The organism is Erwinia sp. 9145 (assembly GCF_000745075.1).
GTDB classification, from domain to species: domain Bacteria; phylum Pseudomonadota; class Gammaproteobacteria; order Enterobacterales; family Enterobacteriaceae; genus Erwinia; species Erwinia oleae.
The window spans coordinates 3,389,062-3,409,283 of record NZ_JQNE01000001.1 but is presented as its reverse complement, the minus strand read 5'-3'; the positions used below and the strand labels follow the sequence as shown (position 1 = coordinate 3,409,283).

At 54.5% G+C, this 20,222-nt stretch carries 23 protein-coding genes and 2 tRNA genes; 19 read left to right on the top strand and 6 right to left on the bottom strand.

The features are described 5' to 3' along the window. Position 1 precedes the first annotated feature (1 nt). Positions 2-988 carry an arabinose-5-phosphate isomerase KdsD gene (gene kdsD / locus FA91_RS16135; protein WP_034917291.1) on the bottom strand — a complete coding sequence of 329 codons (987 nt, stop codon included), beginning with the start codon at positions 986-988 and terminating at the stop codon, positions 2-4. 13 nt (positions 989-1,001) lie between these two features. After that, a complete protein-coding gene (locus tag FA91_RS16130) occupies positions 1,002-1,982 on the bottom strand; it encodes a calcium/sodium antiporter (RefSeq protein ID WP_034917289.1) in 981 nt (326 codons plus the stop codon). Between the two features lie 224 nt (positions 1,983-2,206). Between FA91_RS16130 and mlaF the strand changes: the two genes are divergently transcribed. From mlaF to murA, 7 genes are all read left to right on the top strand, one after another. After that, positions 2,207-3,022, top strand: coding sequence for a phospholipid ABC transporter ATP-binding protein MlaF (mlaF, locus tag FA91_RS16125; protein WP_034919450.1), 816 nt, complete (start codon positions 2,207-2,209; stop codon positions 3,020-3,022). Positions 3,023-3,026: 4 nt separating this feature from the next. After that, entirely contained in the window at positions 3,027-3,809 is a 783-nt protein-coding gene (gene mlaE, locus FA91_RS16120; RefSeq protein WP_034919448.1) for a lipid asymmetry maintenance ABC transporter permease subunit MlaE, read from the top strand. Between the two features lie 4 nt (positions 3,810-3,813). After that, positions 3,814-4,362 carry an outer membrane lipid asymmetry maintenance protein MlaD gene (gene mlaD, locus FA91_RS16115; RefSeq protein WP_034917286.1) on the top strand — a complete coding sequence of 183 codons (549 nt, stop codon included), beginning with the start codon at positions 3,814-3,816 and terminating at the stop codon, positions 4,360-4,362. A gap of 11 nt (positions 4,363-4,373) precedes the next feature. Next, a complete protein-coding gene (gene mlaC / locus FA91_RS16110; RefSeq protein WP_034917284.1) occupies positions 4,374-5,009 on the top strand; it encodes a phospholipid-binding protein MlaC in 636 nt (211 codons plus the stop codon). Next, positions 5,009-5,305, top strand: a complete 297-nt coding sequence (gene mlaB, locus FA91_RS16105; protein WP_034917282.1) for a lipid asymmetry maintenance protein MlaB — start codon at positions 5,009-5,011, stop codon at positions 5,303-5,305. The genes mlaC and mlaB overlap by 1 nt, the downstream gene beginning before the upstream one ends. Positions 5,306-5,427: 122 nt before the next feature. Continuing rightward, positions 5,428-5,682 carry a BolA family iron metabolism protein IbaG gene (ibaG, locus tag FA91_RS16100; RefSeq protein ID WP_034917280.1) on the top strand — a complete coding sequence of 85 codons (255 nt, stop codon included), beginning with the start codon at positions 5,428-5,430 and terminating at the stop codon, positions 5,680-5,682. Between the two features lie 72 nt (positions 5,683-5,754). Continuing rightward, complete coding sequence (murA, locus tag FA91_RS16095) at positions 5,755-7,017, top strand: UDP-N-acetylglucosamine 1-carboxyvinyltransferase (RefSeq protein WP_034917279.1); 1,263 nt, start codon at positions 5,755-5,757, stop codon at positions 7,015-7,017. A gap of 39 nt (positions 7,018-7,056) precedes the next feature. Here the strand turns inward: murA and FA91_RS16090 are convergent, their stop codons facing one another. Then, positions 7,057-7,329 (bottom strand): helix-turn-helix transcriptional regulator, encoded by a 273-nt coding sequence (locus tag FA91_RS16090; RefSeq protein ID WP_034917276.1) that lies wholly within the window; start codon positions 7,327-7,329, stop codon positions 7,057-7,059. A 278-nt stretch (positions 7,330-7,607) separates the two neighbouring features. Beyond that, positions 7,608-8,579 carry an octaprenyl diphosphate synthase gene (ispB, locus tag FA91_RS16085; RefSeq protein ID WP_034917274.1) on the bottom strand — a complete coding sequence of 324 codons (972 nt, stop codon included), beginning with the start codon at positions 8,577-8,579 and terminating at the stop codon, positions 7,608-7,610. Positions 8,580-8,832: 253 nt separating this feature from the next. On the opposite strand from ispB, the gene rplU reads away from it, so the two are divergent. From rplU to cgtA, 3 genes are all read left to right on the top strand, one after another. Next, positions 8,833-9,144 (top strand): 50S ribosomal protein L21, encoded by a 312-nt coding sequence (rplU, locus tag FA91_RS16080; protein ID WP_034917271.1) that lies wholly within the window; start codon positions 8,833-8,835, stop codon positions 9,142-9,144. Positions 9,145-9,159: 15 nt separating this feature from the next. After that, the gene (gene rpmA / locus FA91_RS16075; protein WP_034890467.1) at positions 9,160-9,417 is read left to right on the top strand and encodes a 50S ribosomal protein L27; all 258 of its coding nucleotides are present in this window, start codon (positions 9,160-9,162) and stop codon (positions 9,415-9,417) included. Positions 9,418-9,730: 313 nt separating this feature from the next. Then, the gene (gene cgtA, locus FA91_RS16070) at positions 9,731-10,912 is read left to right on the top strand and encodes an Obg family GTPase CgtA (protein ID WP_034917268.1); all 1,182 of its coding nucleotides are present in this window, start codon (positions 9,731-9,733) and stop codon (positions 10,910-10,912) included. Positions 10,913-10,966: 54 nt separating this feature from the next. Here the strand turns inward: cgtA and dacB are convergent, their stop codons facing one another. Further along, positions 10,967-12,400 carry a serine-type D-Ala-D-Ala carboxypeptidase gene (dacB, locus tag FA91_RS16065; RefSeq protein WP_034917266.1) on the bottom strand — a complete coding sequence of 478 codons (1,434 nt, stop codon included), beginning with the start codon at positions 12,398-12,400 and terminating at the stop codon, positions 10,967-10,969. A 250-nt stretch (positions 12,401-12,650) separates the two neighbouring features. Here dacB and greA point away from each other — a divergent pair, with 250 nt between their 5' ends. Continuing rightward, on the top strand, positions 12,651-13,127 hold the full coding sequence (gene greA / locus FA91_RS16060) for a transcription elongation factor GreA (RefSeq protein ID WP_034917263.1): 477 nt from the start codon (positions 12,651-12,653) through the stop codon (positions 13,125-13,127). 102 nt (positions 13,128-13,229) lie between these two features. On the opposite strand, the gene yhbY is transcribed toward greA, so the two are convergent. Further along, positions 13,230-13,523, bottom strand: a complete 294-nt coding sequence (yhbY, locus tag FA91_RS16055) for a ribosome assembly RNA-binding protein YhbY (protein ID WP_034917262.1) — start codon at positions 13,521-13,523, stop codon at positions 13,230-13,232. A gap of 127 nt (positions 13,524-13,650) precedes the next feature. Between yhbY and rlmE the strand changes: the two genes are divergently transcribed. The 8 genes from rlmE to rimP all read left to right on the top strand — a co-directional run bounded on the left by rlmE (position 13,651) and on the right by rimP (position 20,219). Next, positions 13,651-14,280, top strand: coding sequence for a 23S rRNA (uridine(2552)-2'-O)-methyltransferase RlmE (gene rlmE, locus FA91_RS16050; protein WP_034917259.1), 630 nt, complete (start codon positions 13,651-13,653; stop codon positions 14,278-14,280). A 179-nt stretch (positions 14,281-14,459) separates the two neighbouring features. After that, a complete protein-coding gene (gene ftsH, locus FA91_RS16045) occupies positions 14,460-16,370 on the top strand; it encodes an ATP-dependent zinc metalloprotease FtsH (RefSeq protein WP_034917257.1) in 1,911 nt (636 codons plus the stop codon). Positions 16,371-16,501: 131 nt separating this feature from the next. Then, positions 16,502-17,335, top strand: coding sequence for a dihydropteroate synthase (gene folP, locus FA91_RS16040; protein ID WP_034917254.1), 834 nt, complete (start codon positions 16,502-16,504; stop codon positions 17,333-17,335). A gap of 36 nt (positions 17,336-17,371) precedes the next feature. Beyond that, positions 17,372-18,706 (top strand): phosphoglucosamine mutase, encoded by a 1,335-nt coding sequence (glmM, locus tag FA91_RS16035; protein WP_034917252.1) that lies wholly within the window; start codon positions 17,372-17,374, stop codon positions 18,704-18,706. A gap of 251 nt (positions 18,707-18,957) precedes the next feature. Further along, a complete protein-coding gene (gene secG, locus FA91_RS16030) occupies positions 18,958-19,290 on the top strand; it encodes a preprotein translocase subunit SecG (RefSeq protein ID WP_034917249.1) in 333 nt (110 codons plus the stop codon). A gap of 38 nt (positions 19,291-19,328) precedes the next feature. Continuing rightward, positions 19,329-19,415 (top strand) — tRNA-Leu (locus FA91_RS16025). A gap of 59 nt (positions 19,416-19,474) precedes the next feature. Further along, positions 19,475-19,551: transfer RNA gene (locus FA91_RS16020), tRNA-Met, on the top strand. Positions 19,552-19,766: 215 nt separating this feature from the next. Then, positions 19,767-20,219, top strand: a complete 453-nt coding sequence (rimP, locus tag FA91_RS16015) for a ribosome maturation factor RimP (RefSeq protein WP_034917247.1) — start codon at positions 19,767-19,769, stop codon at positions 20,217-20,219. The last annotated feature ends 3 nt before the right edge of the window (positions 20,220-20,222 follow it).

Sequence of the window (20,222 nt, the reverse complement as noted above, 5' to 3'; positions counted from 1 at the left end):
GTTAAACCACGCCCGCGCGCAGCATGTCATGCATATGCACCACGCCAAGCAGGCGATCGCCATCGGCGACCATCACGGCGGTAATATTCCGGCTCTGCATCAGATTGAGCGCTTCCACCGCCAGCGTGTTAGGCCGCACCCGAACGCCGCCGCTGGTCATCACGCTGGCGATGCCGGCATGCTGAATATCGATGCCCATATCAAACACGCGACGGAGATCGCCATCGGTGAATACGCCTTCGATCTTCATTAAATCATTGCAGATCACCGTCATGCCCATGTTTTTACGGGTGATCTCCAGCAGGGCATCACGTAATGAAGCATCGTGGCTGACGTGAGGAATATCATCGCCCGTGTGCATGATGTCATTAACCGTGAGCAACAGCTTGCGACCTAACGCGCCGCCCGGATGAGAGAGCGCAAAATCTTCGGCGGTAAAGCCACGCGCCTTCAGCAGCGCAACGGCCAGCGCATCGCCCATCACCAGCGTGGCGGTGGTGCTTGAGGTTGGCGCCAGGCCCAGCGGACAGGCTTCTTCCGGTACTTTAACACAGAGATGGATATCCGCAGCACGCCCCATCGCGCTCTCCGGTCGGCTGGTCATACAAATCAGTAACACATGCAGGCGTTTCAGCACCGGGATCAGGGCGAGGATCTCAGCAGACTCGCCTGAGTTGGAGATGGCGATCACCACATCGTCCGCGCTGACCATGCCCAGATCGCCGTGGCTGGCTTCGGCAGGATGAACAAAAAAGGCGGGCGTACCGGTACTGGCGAAGGTTGCCGCCATCTTTTTACCAATATGGCCTGATTTGCCGATACCCATCACCACCACTTTGCCTTTGCAGCCGTAAATGCGCTCACAGGCCCGGGAAAAGTCGTGATTAATGTACTGATCGAGATGCTCCAGACCCGCGCGCTCGATAGAAAGAACCTCTTTGCCTGCCTGTTGAAAATCAAAATTCGGGTCGAGCGGTTGCGGTGACATAGTTTTCAATCCTTTACCAGAGGGTAGCCGAGGGCAGCCAGAACAGCGTAGCAACCCAGGCCACAAAGCCACATAAAAGAAGCGCGCCAGCGGCTCTGCCGATACGGCGGCCACGCTGTAAGCACAGCACGGTAAACAGCGCGCTGACGCCCAGCATCACCCAGTAATCGCGCGAAAACGCCTGCGGATCGATGCTGCCCGGCTGCACTAAGGCAGGTACGCCCAGCACGATAGCCATATTGTAGATATTGGAGCCGATTAGATTGCCGATAGCAATATCGTCTTCACCCTTAAGCGCCCCGGCAATGACCGTTGCCAGCTCCGGCAGGCTGGTGCCGACGGAAACCAGAGTCAGGCCGATAATCAGCTCGCTGATGCCAAAATAGTCGGCAATAACGGTGGCGTTATCGATCACCATGCGCGTCGACATCGGCAGAATAATCAGCGCTACGGCCAGCCACAGGAAAGCCACGGTGTTGCCTGTTTCATCGCGCGGCAGTTCTTTGAGCTGTTCCTGGGTGAGCGTGTCATTGTTATCACGCTCGGCGCGCCGGGCGATTCTGATAATGAACAGTAGCCATGCCAGAGCGATAACAATCAGCGCCAGGCCGTCGTTGCGGCTGAGGGTGTTATCAAACAGCACCACGCCGCACAGCAAGGTGACCAGCAGCATCAGCGGCAGTTCGCGACGCACCAGGTTGGAGTGCACGGTGAGGGGATGAAAGAGCGCGGCGCCGCCGACAATCAATAAGATATTAGTAATATTGGAGCCGACGGCGGTGCCAACAGCCATATCCATCTGTCCGTGCGTGGCGGCGGAAAACGCAACGATGAGTTCAGGCAGCGAGGTGCCGATGCCGACAACCGTCATGCCGATGATCAGCGGAGGAATGCCCAGCGAGCGGCAAAGGATGGCCGCGCTAAATACCAGACGATCTGCACCATATACCAGCAAAACTAAACCGATAATCAATAGTGCTGTAGCTACGAACATGAAAGATCCTTTGATCGGGTATAATTGCCGCGCGCCTTACATGACGATAAAACAGGGCGTTAACAGAAAGTGCCGCAATTTTGACGGTCTGCAAGCAAAAAGTAAACTTATGCCAGTTTTCGCCACGTCTGCGCGGTAAGTTTCTGTAAAACTATTCGATTCGGTAGGTAATAAGCTACCATCGGAGATACGTAATCCGCCTGAAGAAGAGGATGATAAGCATTATGAGCCAGACGGAGACGAATTTGGTGGACGTGCGCGGCGTCAGCTTTGCCCGCAGCGGCCGGCCGGTATTCGACAATATCTCGTTGACGGTGCCGAAAGGAAAGGTCACCGCCATCATGGGGCCATCGGGTATCGGTAAAACCACGCTGCTGCGATTGATCGGTGGTCAGCTTCAGCCGGACAGCGGTGAAATCTGGTTTAACGGCGAAAACATTCCCCGCCTTTCGCGCGCGCGACTCTACGAAACGCGGAAAAAAATGAGCATGCTGTTTCAGTCCGGCGCGCTGTTTACCGATCTGACCGTCTTTGAAAACGTGGCCTGGCCGCTGCGCGAACATACCCAGCTTCCGCCCGCGCTGTTACACAGCACGGTGATGATGAAGCTGGAAGCCGTCGGGCTGCGCGGCGCGGCGAACCTGATGCCTTCGGAGCTGTCAGGCGGTATGGCGCGGCGTGCGGCGCTGGCCAGGGCCATTGCGCTTGAACCCGAGCTGATTATGTTTGATGAGCCGTTTGTCGGGCAGGATCCCATCACCATGGGCGTGCTGGTTGCGCTGATTGATGAACTGAACCATTCGCTTGGCATGACCTGCATCGTGGTATCGCACGACGTGCCCGAAGTATTAAGTATTGCCGACTACGCTTATATCATTGCCGGGCAGAAGGTTATTGCCCAGGGAACGGCACAGGCGCTGCGTGAAAACAGCGACGACCGCGTGCGGCAGTTTATTGATGGCATTGCAGATGGGCCGGTGCCGTTCCGATTTCCCGCAGGGGATTACCTGCACGATCTGACCGGTTCAGGGAGTTATTAGCGTGATGTTTTATCAAACGCTGGCGTCGCTGGGACGTCAGGGAATCAATACCTGCGCCTCGTTTGGCCGTGCCGGGCTGATGCTTTTTCATGCGCTGTTCGGTATACCTCGCTTTCGTAAACATGCGCCCCTGGTAATAAAACAGCTCTACAGCATCGGCGTGATGTCGCTGCTGATTATCATTGTTTCCGGCCTGTTTATCGGGATGGTGCTTGGGCTTCAGGGCTATCTGGTGCTGAATACCTATGGCGCGGAGAGCAGCCTTGGCATGCTGGTGGCGCTTTCGTTGCTGCGCGAGCTGGGGCCGGTGGTGACGGCGCTGCTGTTCGCTGGGCGCGCGGGCTCGGCCCTGACGGCAGAAATCGGCCTGATGAAAGCCACCGAACAGCTCTCCAGTATGGAGATGATGGCGGTCGATCCGCTGCGTCGGATTATCTCTCCCCGATTCTGGGCGGGCTTCATCAGTATGCCGCTGCTGGCGCTGATCTTCGTGGCGGTGGGCATTCTGGGCGGTGTGATTGTCGGCGTGAGCTGGAAGGGGATCGACAGCGGATTTTTCTGGTCAGCGATGCAGAATGCGGTGGATGTGCGTACCGATATTCTTAACTGCATCATTAAAAGCGCCGTCTTTGCCTTCACCGTGACCTGGATTGCGCTGTTTAACGGCTACGACGCCATCCCGACGTCGGAAGGGATCAGTCGGGCGACCACGCGTACCGTAGTGCATGCTTCTCTGGCGGTACTCGGTTTGGATTTTGTGCTTACGGCACTGATGTTTGGGAACTGATGTAATGCAAACGAAAAAAAGCGAAATTTGGGTTGGGGCGTTTCTGCTGCTGGCGCTGTGCGCGGCGCTTTTTCTCTGCCTGCGCGTAGCGGATCTGAAGTCATTAGGTAACGAGCCCACCTGGCGGCTGTACGCCACCTTCGATAATATCGGCGGCCTGAAAACCGGCTCGCCGGTGAAAATTGGCGGCGTGGTGATTGGTCGCGTTTCCGACATTGCGCTGGACGACAAAACGTTGTCGCCGCGCGTCACCATGGACATTGAAGAAAAATATAATCAGCTGCCCGATACCAGCTCGCTGGCTATCAGAACCTCCGGCCTGCTGGGCGAGCAGTACCTGGCGCTGAACGTGGGTTTTGACGATCCTGACATGGGAACCGCTATGCTTAAAGACGGCAGCGCCATCCAGGACACCAAATCCGCTATGGTGCTGGAAGACCTGATAGGGCAGTTCCTGTACAAGAGCGGTGACGGCAACGATAAACAGAATGCATCGCCGACGGCGCCGGAAGCCAGCGGGCAACCTGCACCTGACGCAACGACTCATCCATAAGAGGGCCCGGTATGTTTAAACGTTTTCTGATCATGGCAATGCTGGTTGTTGCCCCTGTTGTCACCCACGCGGCGGCCGATCAAACCAATCCTTATAAGTTAATGAACGAGGCGGCCGACAAAACCTTTACCCGCCTTAAAACGGAACAGCCTAAAATCAAGCAGGATCCGAACTATCTGCGTCAGATCGTCCGTGAAGAGCTGCTGCCCTACGTACAGATTAAATATGCGGGCGCATTAGTGCTCGGACGCTACTACAAAGATGCCACGCCAGCGCAACGTGAAGCCTACTTCAAGGCGTTTGGCGATTACCTGGCGCAGGCTTACGGTCAGGCGCTGGCCCTTTACCACGGACAGACCTACCAGATTGCGCCCGAACAGTCGTACGCCGACTCCAATATCATCGCGATTCGCGTCACCATCGTCGATCCTAACGGACGTCCTCCTGTGCGTCTGGATTTTCAGTGGCGTAAAAACAGCCGCAACGGTGAATGGCAGGCGTATGACATGATTGCCGAAGGCGTGAGTATGATCACCACCAAGCAGAACGAATGGAGCGACACGCTGCGTCAGAAGGGTGTGGATGGTCTGACTCAACTGTTGAAATCCTACGCAAACCAGCCGATTACGTTGGATAAACAGCAGTAATGGACGAGCAGCTTAACTGGCGCAGCGAAGGCAGTCAGCTCACGCTGGCAGGCGTTCTGACCCGCGACACGCTCGCACCGCTGTGGGCGCAGCGGGAAACATCAATGAAACAGATCGATACAATCGATGTTTCAGCGCTTGAACACGTCGATTCGGCGGGCCTGGCGCTGCTGGTTCACCTGCGGCAGATTGCGCAGCGCCAGGGACAAACGCCCGCCTTTACCGGCGTGACCGATAAACTGCAATCGCTGATTACGCTCTACAACCTTCAGCAAATTATTGCGTCCCGTCCCTGAAAGAAACCGCGAATCGATGAACAGAAAAAGCCTCTGCATGGTCAGAGGCTTTTTGCCTGTTTAAGATAGCGGCGCTTTCCACTAAGATGTGTGCCTGTTTCAAACAACCTAATCCGGATCTCATGGAAAATAGTGAAATTCAAACCGTGCTGATGGACGCGCTGCCGCTCCAGGAAGTACATGTCACCGGCGATGGCAGCCACTTTCAGGTCATTGCCGTTGGCGAACTCTTCGGCGAACTGAGCCGCGTGAAAAAACAGCAAACGGTTTATGCGCCGCTGATGCCCTATATTGCGGATAACCGCATGCACGCGGTGTCGATAAAAACGTATACGCCTGAAGAGTGGGCGCGCGATCGCAAGCTGAACGGCTTTTAAGCTGCTGTCATCATCGCCCCGGAGTGCGGTGAGGCAGGCAGCATTGTATGGTTGATTAAGAGAACTGGTGCAATGGATAAATTTCGTGTGCAGGGGCCGACCCGTTTAAGCGGAGAAGTCACAATTTCCGGCGCTAAAAATGCTGCGCTGCCGATCCTGTTCGCCGCGTTGCTGGCTGAAGAGCCGGTAGAGATTCAAAATGTCCCGAAGCTGAAGGACATTGATACCACCATGAAACTGCTCGGCCAGCTGGGCGTAAAAACTGAGCGCAACGGTTCAGTCCATCTGGATGCCAGCAACGTTGATATTTACTGCGCGCCTTATGAGCTGGTGAAAACCATGCGTGCCTCTATCTGGGCGCTGGGCCCGCTGGTAGCGCGCTTCGGCCAGGGGCAGGTTTCTCTGCCGGGCGGCTGCGCTATCGGCGCGCGTCCGGTCGACTTGCATATTTCTGGCCTGGAGCAGCTGGGCGCGGAAATCACCCTGGAAGAGGGCTATGTGAAAGCGGCCGTTGACGGCAGGCTGAAAGGCGCGCATATCGTGATGGATAAGGTCAGCGTCGGCGCGACCGTGACCATCATGAGCGCCGCCACGCTGGCGACCGGCACAACGGTGATTGAAAACGCCGCGCGTGAGCCGGAAATCGTCGATACGGCGAATTTCCTTAACACGCTGGGCGCGAAAATCAGCGGCGCGGGCAGCGATCGCATCACCATCGAAGGCGTTGAACGCCTTGGCGGTGGGACCTGGCGCGTGCTGCCGGATCGCATTGAAACCGGCACGTTTCTGATCGCCGCGGCGATTTCTGGCGGAAAGGTGCTCTGCCGCAATACGCAGCCGGACACCCTCGACGCGGTGCTGGCGAAGCTGCGCGAAGCGGGGGCGGATATCGAGCTGGGAGAGGACTGGATAAGCCTGGATATGCACGGCAGGCGGCCAAAAGCGGTAAACTTCCGCACCGCACCGCATCCGGGGTTTCCGACCGATATGCAGGCTCAGTTCAGCCTGCTCAATCTGGTGGCTGAAGGCACAGGCGTGATCACCGAAACCATCTTTGAAAATCGTTTTATGCACGTACCTGAGCTGATCCGTATGGGCGCGCGTGCGGAAATCGAAAGCAATACGCTGATTTGTCATGGCGTGGACAAGCTCTCCGGTGCGCAGGTAATGGCAACCGATCTTCGCGCATCGGCGAGCCTGGTGTTAGCTGGATGCATTGCTGCGGGAACCACGATCGTCGATCGCATCTATCATATCGATCGCGGCTATGAACACATTGAAGACAAACTCAGGGGCCTTGGCGCTAATATCGAACGCATCAGCGGCGAAGAGTAAGTTTGTCTCCATCAGCATTGCATCATGAGGCGGTGAATTTTACCGCCTCTTTCTTTTCCTGATCAGTACTTTACGATCGATCAATTTACGACTGAGCGGATCATAATAGCGGCTGGGCCAGATCTCTGCCGGATGAACCCGTAACGCCTCGGCAATCAGCCACTCGCCTTTCGGCCAGGGGCGGAACAGCGCGTTTGCCAGCGTTGATGAACTTAAACCTGCCTCGCGCGAGACTCTCGCCAGCGTAGTGCCGCGTTTGTGTAGCGCTGCGATAATGTCTGCATTGTGCCAGTCTTGTTTTGCTACAAGCATGTGTTTTCCTCCTTGGACACATGAAATCTTTCGATTATGTAATTTTGTTTCCTGTTGTGATGTCATATTATCAATATGATTAATCAGGACATTGCATGAAAGAGCCGGATGATTCTATATTGTTATTGGCGCTTAGTTTCCAGTTTTTTCCACAAAATCTCGTTTTTGTGTGACTCAGCGCATAAAAATGCAACGAAGCGGCAACGTTTCTGAAGGGGAAGAACGAAAAGGAGTTACAAAAATTAAGGCGGGAAGCGCGGTTGCCCGCGCTGAGGGAATTAAAATTCGCGCTGTACGGACATATGCGCCAGCGATTCAAGCGCGCTGCGCCACGGCGACTCGGGCAGGGCGCTCAGGGCCGCGATGGCTTTATCTGCTTCCCGTTCCGCCGCTTTGCGCGTCCACTCCAGTGAGCCGCACTGCCGCATGGTTTCCAGCACGGATTCCAGCAAATGGCGACCGTTTCCCTGCTCGATGGCTCCACGGATCATAGCGGACTGCGCCGGGGTGCCGTGACGCATGGCATGCAGCAGCGGAAGCGTCGGTTTGCCTTCACTGAGGTCGTCGCCGACGTTTTTCCCTAACGTCTGACCATCCGCACTGTAATCCAGCAAATCGTCGATCAGCTGAAAGGCCGTGCCGATAAAGCGCCCGTAATCCTGCAACGCTTCTTCCTGCTCAGGCGTGGCGGAGGCCAGAATGGCAGAGGATTGCGCGGCGGCCTCAAACAAGCGCGCGGTTTTGCTGTATATCACCCGCATGTAGCTCTCTTCGGTGATATCAGGATCGTTGCAGTTCATCAGCTGTAACACTTCGCCTTCCGCGATCACATTAACGGCTTCCGACATCAGTGCAAGCACGCGCAGCGAGCCGATGCTGGTCATCATCTGGAAGGCGCGGGTATAGATAAAATCGCCGACAAGAACGCTGGCGGCATTGCCGAAAGCGGCATTTGCCGTCGCCTTGCCGCGTCGCATATCTGATTCGTCAACCACGTCGTCGTGCAGCAGCGTGGCGGTATGAATAAATTCGATCAGGGCAGCAACGGTGATGTGATGCGAACCGCTGTAATTGAGCGCTCTGGCAGCGAGAATCGCAATCATCGGACGAATGCGTTTGCCTCCGCCGCTGACGATGTAGAACCCCAGTTGATTGATGAGGGAAACCTCAGAGTTCAACTGCTCCAGTATGGTTGCATTGACGTCCGCCATATCCTGCGCGGTGAGTTCGTTTATCTGTTCTAAGTTCATCAGTCTTTTCAGCTATTGCTCATTATGCTGTTATGATAAGCGGCTTTACCGGTGCCTGCGGCATGGAATGTATTACAGATTGTACTTGAAAATGACCGCTGTGGAACGTTTGCATTTGCTTTGCGTTTTTTTCTGCAATACCGCGCAACAGGCTCTTGTCATTCCTCCGGAAGTTGCGTAGAATTCGCGCCCTATTGTGAATATTTATAGCGCAGCCTGAAACCAAGACGGCAAGCGCGAAAGCGGAGTTTATATGTACGCGGTTTTCCAAAGTGGTGGTAAACAACACCGAGTAAGCGAAGGTCAGACCGTTCGCCTGGAAAAGCTGGACATCGCAACCGGCGAAACCATTGAGTTCGACCAGGTTCTGATGATCGCTAATGGCGATGATGTGACTATCGGCGCGCCGTTAGTTTCAGGTGGTGTGATTAAAGCAGAAATCGTTGCTCACGGTCGTGGCGATAAAATCAAAATCGTTAAGTTTCGCCGTCGTAAGCATTACCGTAAGCAGCAGGGTCATCGTCAGTGGTTTACTGATGTTAAGATCACTGGTATCAGCGCCTAAGAGGAGTTCTGACAAATGGCACACAAAAAGGCTGGCGGCTCCACTCGAAATGGTCGCGATTCCAATGCAAAACGCCTGGGCGTTAAACGTTTTGGCGGCGAAGCCGTACTGGCAGGCAGCATCATCGTTCGTCAGCGTGGCACTAAATTCCACGCGGGCACCAACGTAGGCTGTGGCCGTGACCACACGCTGTTTGCAACAGCAGACGGTAAAGTGAAATTCGAAGTTAAAGGCCCGAACAACCGTAAATACATCAGCATCGTTGCTGAGTAAGGTTTTCGAGTCTGAGAGCGATGGCAGCATCGCTCCTGGTAGCGAATTGAAAAGCCCCGCTATGATGGCGGGGCTTTTTACATTCTGTATTTCTGATCTGCGGCATGGCTGTTATGGCCCGCAGATTGACTGGCTTGCTGTACACTTTATATTCAGTTAAACGCGTTGTTACGGCGGAACCTGCTCTGGAGACCGACGCAACACACGTTTGCTGCGCCGGACGCTTCGTCACCTCGTATTACTTTTGCGGTGACGATCCTCTCCCCCGGCCCGTCGTTACCGGCTGCGGGCGAATGATTTACGGAGAAGTAACATGAAGTTTGTTGATGAAGCGACGATCCTCGTCGCTGCGGGCGATGGCGGCAACGGCTGCGTCAGTTTCCGCCGTGAAAAATATATTCCGAGAGGCGGCCCTGACGGCGGCGACGGCGGCGACGGCGGCGACGTCTACATGCAGGCTGATGAAAACCTCAACACGCTGATCGACTACCGTTTTGAAAAATCCTTCCGCGCCGAGCGTGGACAGAACGGCCAAAGTCGCGACTGTACCGGTAAACGCGGCAAGGACATCGTAATCAAAGTCCCGGTCGGAACGCGTATTATCGATCAGGGCACCGGCGAGACGCTGGGCGACATGACCCATCATGGTCAGATGCAGATGGTGGCGAAGGGCGGCTGGCATGGCCTGGGCAATACCCGCTTCAAATCCTCCGTTAACCGTACGCCGCGTCAGAAAACGATGGGTACGCCGGGAGAAAAGCGCGATCTGCAACTGGAACTGCTGCTGCTGGCTGACGTTGGCATGCTCGGGCTGCCAAACGCGGGGAAATCCACCTTTATTCGTGCCGTTTCCGCCGCCAAACCGAAAGTGGCTGACTATCCCTTCACCACGCTGGTGCCAAGCCTCGGTGTGGTGCGCATGGATAATGAGCAGAGCTTTGTGATCGCCGACATTCCGGGCCTGATCGAAGGCGCTTCAGACGGCGCGGGTTTAGGCATTCGCTTTCTGAAGCATCTGGAGCGCTGTCGCGTGCTGCTGCATCTGATCGACCTCGCGCCTGTTGATGAGTCCGATCCGGTGGAGAACGCCCGTGTGATCCTTGGCGAACTTGAGAAATACAGCGAGAAGCTGTTTAACAAGCCGCGCTGGCTGGTGTTCAACAAAATCGACCTGTTGGATCAGGAAGAGGCGGAAGCGCGCGCCAAAGCCATTGCCGATGCGCTGGGCTGGACGGAGAAGTACTATCTGATCTCCGCGGCGAATCGCGTGGGTGCCACGCCGCTGTGTTGGGACGTGATGTCATTCATTAATGCCAATCCTAAAGAGGCTGAACCCGAGGCAACGCCGCCTGAGAAGGTTGAGTTTATGTGGGATGATTACCATCGCCAGCAGATCGAAGAGGCTGAAGCGGCGGTAGAAGCGGAAGACGATGACTGGGATGACGACTGGGACGATGAGGACGACGAAGGCGTCGAAATCATCTACAAGCGCTGATCTGAAGGGGCATATCGATGCCCCTTTTTCTTTTGTACCGTAGCACTGCGATGATCAGTTGTTTTGATAGACGTCTTTATACAGTCGGCTTTCAAAACGCACCAGAGGAATGCGGCGCTGTTTGTGATCCTGCGGCGGTACGGCGTAGCCCGAAAGAAACTGTACAAAGGCGACGCGCTGCCCGCTGGCCGTGGTCATAAAACCGGCAAGATTATACACGCCCTGAAGCGAGCCCGTTTTGGCCGACACCTTGCCATCAACGCCCGCTTCGTGCAGACCGCCACGATAGCGAAGCGTGCCGTCGTAGCCTGCCAGCGGCAGCATTGAGATAAAATTTAACTGCTGGTCATTTTTGGCAATGTACTGCAATACCTGCATCATGGTATCTGGCGAAATCAGATCGTGACGTGAAAGGCCGGAGCCGTCCACCTGGATACTGTTGCCCATATCAATATTGGCTTTCTGCCGCATGATCTGCCGTACCGCATCCGAGCCTGCGCGCCAGGTGCCCGGCACGCCAAAGCGTTCGCGACCAATGGTACGAAAAACCGTATCGGCGATCATGTTATCGGATTTTTTCAACATGATTTTCAGCAGGTCATGCAGCGGCGCGGATTGTGTTTCCGCCAGCACCGTTGCAGGCTGGGTCGCCTGCGTCTGGCGCACCAGATGCCCGGTGTAATCAATACCCGCCTCCTGCAACTCCGCTTTCAGCAGCGCACCGGCATAGCTGGCGCCGTCCTGAATGGCAAACGCCATAGGCAGAGGCTCAGATCGCTGCGACATGCAGCCGGTTAAGGTAAAGCGGTTAAGTTCGCCCGGCACCACATCCAGTTCGCAGTACTGCGCTTCCGCCGAGCCACGCGCCAGCGTACGCACTTCGCTGAACATATTTACCGGATAATAAGAGGCCACGCGAATAAAGGCTTTGTCGCCCGCCGTTGGCGCGCTGTAAAGCGAAACGGAGAAGCAGTTACGATCCACGATAGCGGCCGCAGGCGGCGCGCTGAAGCACTGCGTCATATCATTCCACGGCCAGCCCGGCGCCTTGTCGTGGCTGGCGAACACGGACGTGTCGATAACCAGATTGCCATCAATATGCTGCACACCCTGTTTTTTCAAACTGTTGACCATATTGCGCAGATCCTGACGCGTCAGGGTTGGATCGCCGCCAAAGCGCGCCACCAGATCGCCATTAAGCGTGCCGCCGCGCAGGCTACCCTTGCTTTCAAGTTGGGTATGAAAGCGAAAATCAGGCCCCAGCTGTAACAGCGCGGCCAGTGCCGTTACCACCTTCATCGTACTGGCGGGCAGAGCCATCTGCTTACTGTGATAATCGACAGAGGGTGCGGGTGCGCCTATTTTTTGTACCATTAACGCCAGGTTTGCGCCGTCGGGTAGATATTGTGTGTAGTTTTCAACCTGTGCCGCGTGTGCATTCAGCATAAATGCGCAGGCCAGGCCGCTAAAAATTCGTGAAAATCGCATAATCTCGCGTTAACTGACGGGTGATGCTGTCATACTACGGTGCATCAAGGTGGAAAGTAAACGATGACCCATAAGGAACTCTGAGGTAAAATACGTATCAAAATGCAAAACCTGCCGGGCCCAGGGCATGTCTCAGGGTCGGGTTTTTTTTCGTTTGTAATTTAGAGGTGAGCGCCGCAGAACGCTTTTTCTGTATCAACCTGTCAGGATGACAACATTCCGCACAGGACAGAGTTAACGAGGTATTGAAATGAATCAGATTCCGATGACGCTAAGGGGCGCAGAAAAGCTGCGTGAAGAGCTCGAAGAGCTGAAAACCATTAAACGCCCCAGAATTATCGCCTCAATCGCCGAAGCACGTGAACACGGCGACCTGAAAGAGAACGCAGAATACCATGCCGCGCGCGAAGAGCAGGGCTTCTGTGAAGGTCGTATTCAGGAAATCGAGGCAAAGTTGTCTAATGCGCAGGTAATAGACATCTCAAAAATGAGTGCAAATGGCCGGGTGATCTTTGGCTCTACGGTGACCGTCCTCAATCTGGACAGCGACGAAGAGTCCACCTACCGCATCGTGGGTGATGATGAGGCAGATTTTAAACAGAATCTGATCTCTGTCAATTCGCCGATGGCGCGCGGCCTGATTGGTAAAGAAGTTGATGACATTACGGTGATCAAAACGCCGGGCGGCGACGTAGAGTATGAGATTTTGAAGGTGGAATACCTCTGAATCTCTCGCCGCAGGCAGGGCGTACAATGTAAAGAAAAGAAAAAGGCCGCAGAGCGGCCTTTTATCAGCATCGGGAGCGTGGCATTTTCTCCGCGCTGCATCTTAGCGTGGAATGACGATTTTTCGTTCTTTGGTGGGACGATACAGCACCAGCGTCTTGCCGATGACCTGTACGTTCGCTGCACCGGTTTCACGCACGATGGCGTCGACCACAAGCGCTTTCGTTTCACGGTCTTCCGTGGCGACTTTAACTTTAATCAGCTCGTGGTGTTCCAGCGCCTGTTCAATTTCGGCCAGCACGCCTTCTGTCAGGCCGTTATTACCCAGCATCACGACAGGTTTCAACGGGTGAGCCAGCCCTTTCAGGTGCTGTTTTTGTTTGGTACTCAGATTCATCGTATTTTTTACTTACATTGGGATTGAAAACGGGTCATTCTACCGCCATGTCTCTTGTATCACCAAATCGGCATTCTGATTTGCGCGGTTTATTTATCGCATACGTTGAATCGTCATTGGAAATTTTATGACTGGTAAAAAGCGTTCGGCCAGCTCCAGCCGCTGGTTGCATGAACATTTTAGCGATAAATATGTGCTTCAGGCGCAGAAAAAAGGGCTACGCTCGCGTGCCTGGTTTAAACTTGATGAAATACAGCAGGCTGACAAGCTGTTTAAACCGGGAATGACGATAGTTGACCTCGGTGCCGCGCCCGGCGGCTGGTCGCAGTATGTGGTCACGCAGATTGGCGCCAAAGGTCGGGTTATCGCCTGCGATATTTTACCCATGGACCCCATTGTTGGCGTTGACTTCCTTCAGGGTGATTTCCGCGAGGAAGCCGTACTAAACGCTCTGCTGGAACGCGTTGGGGATAAAAAAGTTCAGGTTGTGATGTCAGATATGGCGCCCAACATGACCGGTACGCCAGCGGTGGATATTCCCCGCGCAATGTATCTGGTCGAGCTGGCGTTGGAAATGTGCCGCGATGTACTGGCACCCGGCGGCAGTTTTTTAGTAAAGGTATTTCAGGGAGATGGTTTTGAAGATTACCTCCGGGAAATTCGCTCCCTGTTTACGAAGGTAAAAATTCGTAAGCCGGACGCTTCGCGCTCACGTTCGCGCGAAGTGTATATTGTAGCGACAGGGCGCAAATTATAGCCAAAATAGTTGGATTCGCCGAAAGGCGACACGTAGTGCATTCCGGTGAGCTTACGCAGGTAGGTGAGTTGGGTGAACGAACGCAGGCGACGCCGCAGCGATTCCAAGTATGACGGATATATAGTACCCTACGCTGTCTGTTAACACAGTTGTAATAAGAGGTTAATCCCTTGAGTGACATGGCGAAAAACCTGATCCTCTGGCTAGTCATCGCAGTTGTGCTGATGTCTGTTTTCCAGAGTTTTGGGCCCAGCGAGTCGAATGGCCGTAGGGTTGATTACTCAACCTTCCTGTCGGAAGTGAACCAGGATCAGGTCCGTGAAGCGCGTATTAACGGACGTGAAATCAACGTTACCAAAAAAGACAGTAATCGATATACGACCTATATACCCGTCAACGATCCCAAGTTGCTCGATAACCTGTTGACTAAAAACGTAAAAGTAGTGGGTGAACCGCCTGAAGAACCGAGCCTGTTGGCATCAATCTTCATTTCGTGGTTCCCAATGCTGTTACTGATTGGCGTCTGGATCTTCTTCATGCGGCAGATGCAGGGCGGCGGCGGCAAGGGCGCGATGTCCTTCGGTAAAAGTAAAGCCCGCATGCTGACGGAAGATCAGATCAAAACGACCTTTGCTGACGTTGCAGGCTGCGACGAAGCGAAAGAAGAAGTGAGCGAGCTGGTTGACTACCTGCGTGAGCCAAGCCGTTTCCAGAAGTTGGGCGGTAAAATTCCCAAGGGCGTGCTGATGGTTGGCCCGCCGGGAACGGGTAAAACGCTGCTGGCAAAAGCCATTGCCGGCGAAGCAAAAGTGCCTTTCTTTACCATTTCCGGTTCCGACTTCGTTGAAATGTTTGTCGGCGTCGGCGCCTCGCGCGTTCGCGATATGTTCGAGCAGGCGAAAAAAGCCGCGCCGTGCATTATCTTTATCGATGAGATCGATGCCGTAGGACGCCAGCGTGGCGCAGGATTGGGCGGCGGTCACGATGAGCGTGAGCAAACCCTGAACCAGATGCTGGTTGAGATGGACGGCTTTGAAGGCAATGAAGGCATTATCGTCATCGCGGCGACAAACCGTCCAGACGTGCTTGATCCGGCGCTGCTGCGTCCTGGCCGCTTCGACCGTCAGGTTGTTGTGGGCCTGCCTGACGTGCGCGGTCGTGAGCAGATCCTGAAAGTGCATATGCGTCGCGTACCGCTGGCTACCGATATTGATGCGGCAATCATTGCGCGCGGTACGCCGGGCTTCTCCGGTGCTGACCTGGCGAACCTGGTGAACGAAGCGGCGCTGTTTGCCGCGCGTGGCAACCGTCGCGTGGTATCAATGGTCGAATTCGAAAAAGCGAAAGATAAGATCATGATGGGTGCGGAACGTCGCTCCATGGTGATGACCGAAGCGCAGAAAGAATCCACCGCGTATCATGAAGCGGGGCATGCGATCATCGGTCGCCTGGTGCCTGAGCACGATCCGGTTCATAAAGTGACGATTATTCCGCGTGGTCGCGCGCTGGGTGTCACGTTCTTCCTGCCGGAAGGCGATGCCATCAGTGCGAGCCGTCAGAAGCTGGAGAGCCAGATCTCTACGCTCTACGGCGGTCGACTGGCGGAAGAGATCATCTACGGTTCTGAGCATGTTTCAACCGGCGCATCAAACGACATTAAAGTTGCTACGTCAATTGCACGTAACATGGTTACGCAATGGGGCTTCTCAGAAAAACTGGGGCCGTTGCTCTATGCGGAAGAAGAAGGCGAAGTGTTCCTTGGCCGTTCAGTGGCTAAAGCGAAACACATGTCGGATGAAACCGCGCGCATTATCGATCAGGAAGTAAAACTGCTGATCGAAGGCAACTACCAGCGCGCGCGTCGCATTCTTAATGAAAATCTGGACATTCTTCACACGATGAAAGACGCGCTGATGAAGTATGAAACCATTGATGCGCCGCAGATCGACGACCTGATGGCGCGCCGTGAAGTGCGTCCGCCTGCGGGTTGGGAAGAGCCAGGCAGCTCTGACAACTCCGACAACGGCTCGCCTAAGGCACCGCGTCCGGTTGATGAACCGCGTACGCCAAACCCAGGCAACACCATGTAATCACTGGCTGGATGACCGAAACGTCTCCAGACAATGACGTAATAACAAAACCCCGGCGCAGACCGGGGTTTTTTATATCTTCACAGCCGCTAAAATAGCGAAATCACTTATTAACGCCAACCGGAGACGCCATGAAGCTTTACGCCAGAGAATCCGTTCTCGATCTGTCACATCCCCATGTAATGGGCATTTTAAATGTGACACCGGATTCCTTTTCCGATGGCGGAAAGCATAACGATCTGATCCCCGCACTCACGCATGCCAATGCGATGATCAATGCCGGTGCGACCATTATTGATATCGGCGGCGAGTCGACCCGGCCCGGCGCCGGTGAGGTGAGCGTTGAACAGGAACTTGAGCGCGTGATACCGGTTGTTGAGGCGATAGCACAGCGCTTTGAGGTCTGGATTTCCGTTGATACGTCGCGGCCAGAGGTGATCAGCGCCTCGGCGCATGTCGGCGCGCACATGATCAACGATATCCGCTCGCTTCAGATGCCCGGCGCCCTGTCTGCGGCAGCGGAGAGCGGTCTGCCGGTTTGCCTGATGCATATGCAGGGCGAACCGCGCAACATGCAGCAGGCACCTGACTATTCCAATGTCTTGCAGGAAGTGGATGACTTTTTTGTCGGGCAGATCGCACGTTGTGAGGCGGCAGGGATCAAAAAACAGCAACTGCTGCTCGATCCCGGATTTGGTTTCGGTAAGAATCTCTCTCATAATTATCAGCTTCTGGCGCATCTGGCCGATTTTCATCGCCACGGGCTTCCGCTGCTGGTGGGGATGTCGCGCAAGAGCATGATTGGTCAACTGCTTAACGTTGGCCCGTCCCAGCGGCTGAACGGCAGCCTTGCCTGCGCAACCATTGCCGCCATGCAGGGCGCGCATATTCTGCGGGTGCATGATGTAAAAGAAACGGTTGAGGCGATGCGCGTGGTTGAAGCAACGCTCAGCGCAAGAGGATAAACGGCAACGCATCTCAATTTTAAAAATGAAGGGTCTATGAGCAATCGTAAATATTTTGGTACAGATGGTATTCGCGGCAGAGTCGGTGAAGCACCAATCACGCCGGACTTCGTGCTGAAGCTGGGCTGGGCCGCCGGTAAAGTTCTGGCCCGAAACGGCTCGAAAAAAATCATTATTGGCAAAGATACGCGCATTTCAGGCTACATGCTGGAGTCGGCGCTGGAAGCCGGCCTTGCCGCTGCCGGCCTGTCTGCTGCGTTCACCGGCCCGATGCCGACGCCCGCCATCGCCTATCTGACGCGTACCTTCCGCGCTGAGGCGGGCATTGTTATTTCCGCCTCGCATAATCCCTTTGATGACAACGGCATCAAGTTCTTCTCTATTGAGGGTACAAAGCTGCCCGATGATGTGGAAGAAGCCATCGAAGCGGAAATGGAAAAACCGATTACCTGCGTGGACTCGGCGGAACTGGGTCGCGCCAGCCGCATTGTCGATGCCGCCGGACGTTATATCGAATTCTGTAAGGGCACGTTTCCCAGCCAGCTCAGCCTTAGCGGTCTGAAAGTCGTGGTTGATTGTGCTAATGGCGCAACTTATCACATTGCGCCAAACGTTCTGCGCGAACTGGGCGCAACGGTGATTACTCTTGGCGTGCAGCCGGACGGCATGAATATCAATAAAGAGTGCGGCGCGACGGATGTACGCCAGCTTCAGGCGCGCGTGCTGGCGGAGAAAGCCGATATCGGCCTGGCCTACGACGGTGACGGTGACCGCATCATGATGGTTGATCATCTGGGGCACAAAGTGGATGGCGATCAGATCCTCTATATCATCGCGCGCGAAGGGCTGCGTGAAGGGCAGTTGCGTGGCGGCGTGGTGGGCACGCTGATGAGCAATATGGGGCTGGAGTTGGCTCTGAAGCAGCTCGGCATTCCTTTTGTTCGCGCTAAGGTAGGCGACCGCTACGTGCTGGAAAAACTTCAGGAGAAGGGCTGGCGACTGGGCGCGGAAAACTCAGGCCATGTGATCCTGCTGGATAAAACCACCACCGGCGATGGCATTGTCGCTGGTTTGCAGGTGTTGTCGGCTATGGTGCGCAGCCATATGAGCCTGCACGACCTTTGCAGCGGCATGAAGCTGCTGCCGCAGATCCTGGTGAATGTTCGCTTCAGCGGCGCAACGGACCCGCTTGAAAACGAAACGGTAAAAGCGGTAACGGCAGAGGTGGAGCACGAACTGCATGGCCGTGGTCGCGTACTGTTACGTAAATCCGGAACCGAACCGTTGATTCGGGTGATGGTTGAGGGTGAAGATGAGGCGCAGGTTACCGCGCTGGCGCATCGTATTGCCGATGCCGTCAAAGCGGTATAGCGTTATTCACTCGGTATTGCTTTTTTAAAGCAAGTCGCGCAAATAAGCAGCGGTTGCGGGTAAGTTTTTGAGGTAAAACATCGCTTCTGCCGCTTTTTTCTGCAATCAGCAGCCGCGTGATAAATTGCCCTTGCGTAGGGTGCGCGCTTTGGTTAGTATTCTCACCCGCTTCTGATGGGTAGCAGCAATGCTATTTCTCTGACTGGTTTGAAGCTATTACTGTACGGTTAACGTACAAGGAACAGGTTAATATGTACGAAGCTCTTTTAGTAGTTTTCCTTCTTGTAGCGATTGGCCTTGTAGGTCTGATCATGCTGCAACAGGGTAAAGGCGCTGATATGGGCGCGTCATTCGGTGCAGGCTCGTCCGCAACGCTGTTTGGTTCTAACGGTTCTGGCAACTTTATGACCCGAATGACCGCAGTGCTGGCGACGTTGTTCTTCATCTTCAGCCTGATTCTTGGTAACCTGAATAGCAACAAAACGCAGAAAGGAAGCGAGTGGGAAAATCTGTCTCAGCCTGCCCAACAGCAGCAGAGCCAGCCAGCGAAACCGGCCGCGCCGGGTAGCGATATCCCACAGTAAGATGTTGAGTTAAGTAAGAGTAAGTCGCAATCTTTAGTGCCGTGGTGGTGGAATTGGTAGACACGCTACCTTGAGGTGGTAGTGCCCGCATGGGCTTACGGGTTCAAGTCCCGTCCTCGGTACCAAATCTCAGTTTTGCTTGCATTTTCTGCAAGATCGGCGTAGTATTTGCCACGTTTTCGGACGCGGGGTGGAGCAGCCTGGTAGCTCGTCGGGCTCATAACCCGAAGGTCGTCGGTTCAAATCCGGCCCCCGCAACCACTTTCCCTTAGAGTTCTTTTTCAAATATACTGTATGCAGTATGCGGCACAGTTAGCTATAGTTAATTTTGAAAAAAATTCTTTTGGATTGTGCCGAACCGCCAGTGATGGCGTACAGGGTCCAGTCGCATTAAGCCCCGATTTATCGGGGTTTTTTGTTATCAGGAAACAGCATACTGGGCTATTAAGCCCTTTTTTTATGTCTTGGGGGTGGGATTGTCCACATTAGAGCAAAAATTAACAGCGTTGATTTCAGCACCGGTTGAAGCCCTGGGCTATGAACTGGTCGGTATCGAGTTTGTGCGCGGGCGCACTTCTACTCTGCGCATCTATATTGATAGTGAAAATGGCATCACTGTTGACGATTGTGCTGATGTTAGTCATCAGGTAAGCGCAGTATTTGATGTTGAAGATCCGATTACTGTTGCTTATAACCTTGAAGTCTCCTCGCCAGGCCTTGAGCGCCCTCTCTTCACTGCTGAGCACTATGCTCGTTTTATTGGCGAAGAAGTGAGCCTTGTGCTGCGTATGGCCGTTCAGAACCGCCGCAAATGGCAGGGAATCATTAAATCTGTTGAAGGTGAGATGATCACTGTAGCCGTTGAGGGTAAAGACGAAGTGTTCGCGCTGAGTAATATCCAGAAGGCGAACCTGGTCCCCCACTTTTAAACG

Excerpts from the sequence above, each read along its gene's own strand:
- kdsD (WP_034917291.1), bottom strand. The coding sequence starts at position 988 with ATGTCACCGCAACCGCTCGACCCGAATTTTGATTTTCAACAGGCAGGC.
- FA91_RS16130 (WP_034917289.1), bottom strand. The coding sequence starts at position 1,982 with ATGTTCGTAGCTACAGCACTATTGATTATCGGTTTAGTTTTGCTGGTA.
- mlaF (WP_034919450.1), top strand. The coding sequence starts at position 2,207 with ATGAGCCAGACGGAGACGAATTTGGTGGACGTGCGCGGCGTCAGCTTT.
- mlaE (WP_034919448.1), top strand. The coding sequence starts at position 3,027 with ATGTTTTATCAAACGCTGGCGTCGCTGGGACGTCAGGGAATCAATACC.
- mlaD (WP_034917286.1), top strand. The coding sequence starts at position 3,814 with ATGCAAACGAAAAAAAGCGAAATTTGGGTTGGGGCGTTTCTGCTGCTG.
- mlaC (WP_034917284.1), top strand. The coding sequence starts at position 4,374 with ATGTTTAAACGTTTTCTGATCATGGCAATGCTGGTTGTTGCCCCTGTT.
- mlaB (WP_034917282.1), top strand. The coding sequence starts at position 5,009 with ATGGACGAGCAGCTTAACTGGCGCAGCGAAGGCAGTCAGCTCACGCTG.
- ibaG (WP_034917280.1), top strand. The coding sequence starts at position 5,428 with ATGGAAAATAGTGAAATTCAAACCGTGCTGATGGACGCGCTGCCGCTC.
- murA (WP_034917279.1), top strand. The coding sequence starts at position 5,755 with ATGGATAAATTTCGTGTGCAGGGGCCGACCCGTTTAAGCGGAGAAGTC.
- FA91_RS16090 (WP_034917276.1), bottom strand. The coding sequence starts at position 7,329 with ATGCTTGTAGCAAAACAAGACTGGCACAATGCAGACATTATCGCAGCG.
- ispB (WP_034917274.1), bottom strand. The coding sequence starts at position 8,579 with ATGAACTTAGAACAGATAAACGAACTCACCGCGCAGGATATGGCGGAC.
- rplU (WP_034917271.1), top strand. The coding sequence starts at position 8,833 with ATGTACGCGGTTTTCCAAAGTGGTGGTAAACAACACCGAGTAAGCGAA.
- rpmA (WP_034890467.1), top strand. The coding sequence starts at position 9,160 with ATGGCACACAAAAAGGCTGGCGGCTCCACTCGAAATGGTCGCGATTCC.
- cgtA (WP_034917268.1), top strand. The coding sequence starts at position 9,731 with ATGAAGTTTGTTGATGAAGCGACGATCCTCGTCGCTGCGGGCGATGGC.
- dacB (WP_034917266.1), bottom strand. The coding sequence starts at position 12,400 with ATGCGATTTTCACGAATTTTTAGCGGCCTGGCCTGCGCATTTATGCTG.
- greA (WP_034917263.1), top strand. The coding sequence starts at position 12,651 with ATGAATCAGATTCCGATGACGCTAAGGGGCGCAGAAAAGCTGCGTGAA.
- yhbY (WP_034917262.1), bottom strand. The coding sequence starts at position 13,523 with ATGAATCTGAGTACCAAACAAAAACAGCACCTGAAAGGGCTGGCTCAC.
- rlmE (WP_034917259.1), top strand. The coding sequence starts at position 13,651 with ATGACTGGTAAAAAGCGTTCGGCCAGCTCCAGCCGCTGGTTGCATGAA.
- ftsH (WP_034917257.1), top strand. The coding sequence starts at position 14,460 with ATGGCGAAAAACCTGATCCTCTGGCTAGTCATCGCAGTTGTGCTGATG.
- folP (WP_034917254.1), top strand. The coding sequence starts at position 16,502 with ATGAAGCTTTACGCCAGAGAATCCGTTCTCGATCTGTCACATCCCCAT.
- glmM (WP_034917252.1), top strand. The coding sequence starts at position 17,372 with ATGAGCAATCGTAAATATTTTGGTACAGATGGTATTCGCGGCAGAGTC.
- secG (WP_034917249.1), top strand. The coding sequence starts at position 18,958 with ATGTACGAAGCTCTTTTAGTAGTTTTCCTTCTTGTAGCGATTGGCCTT.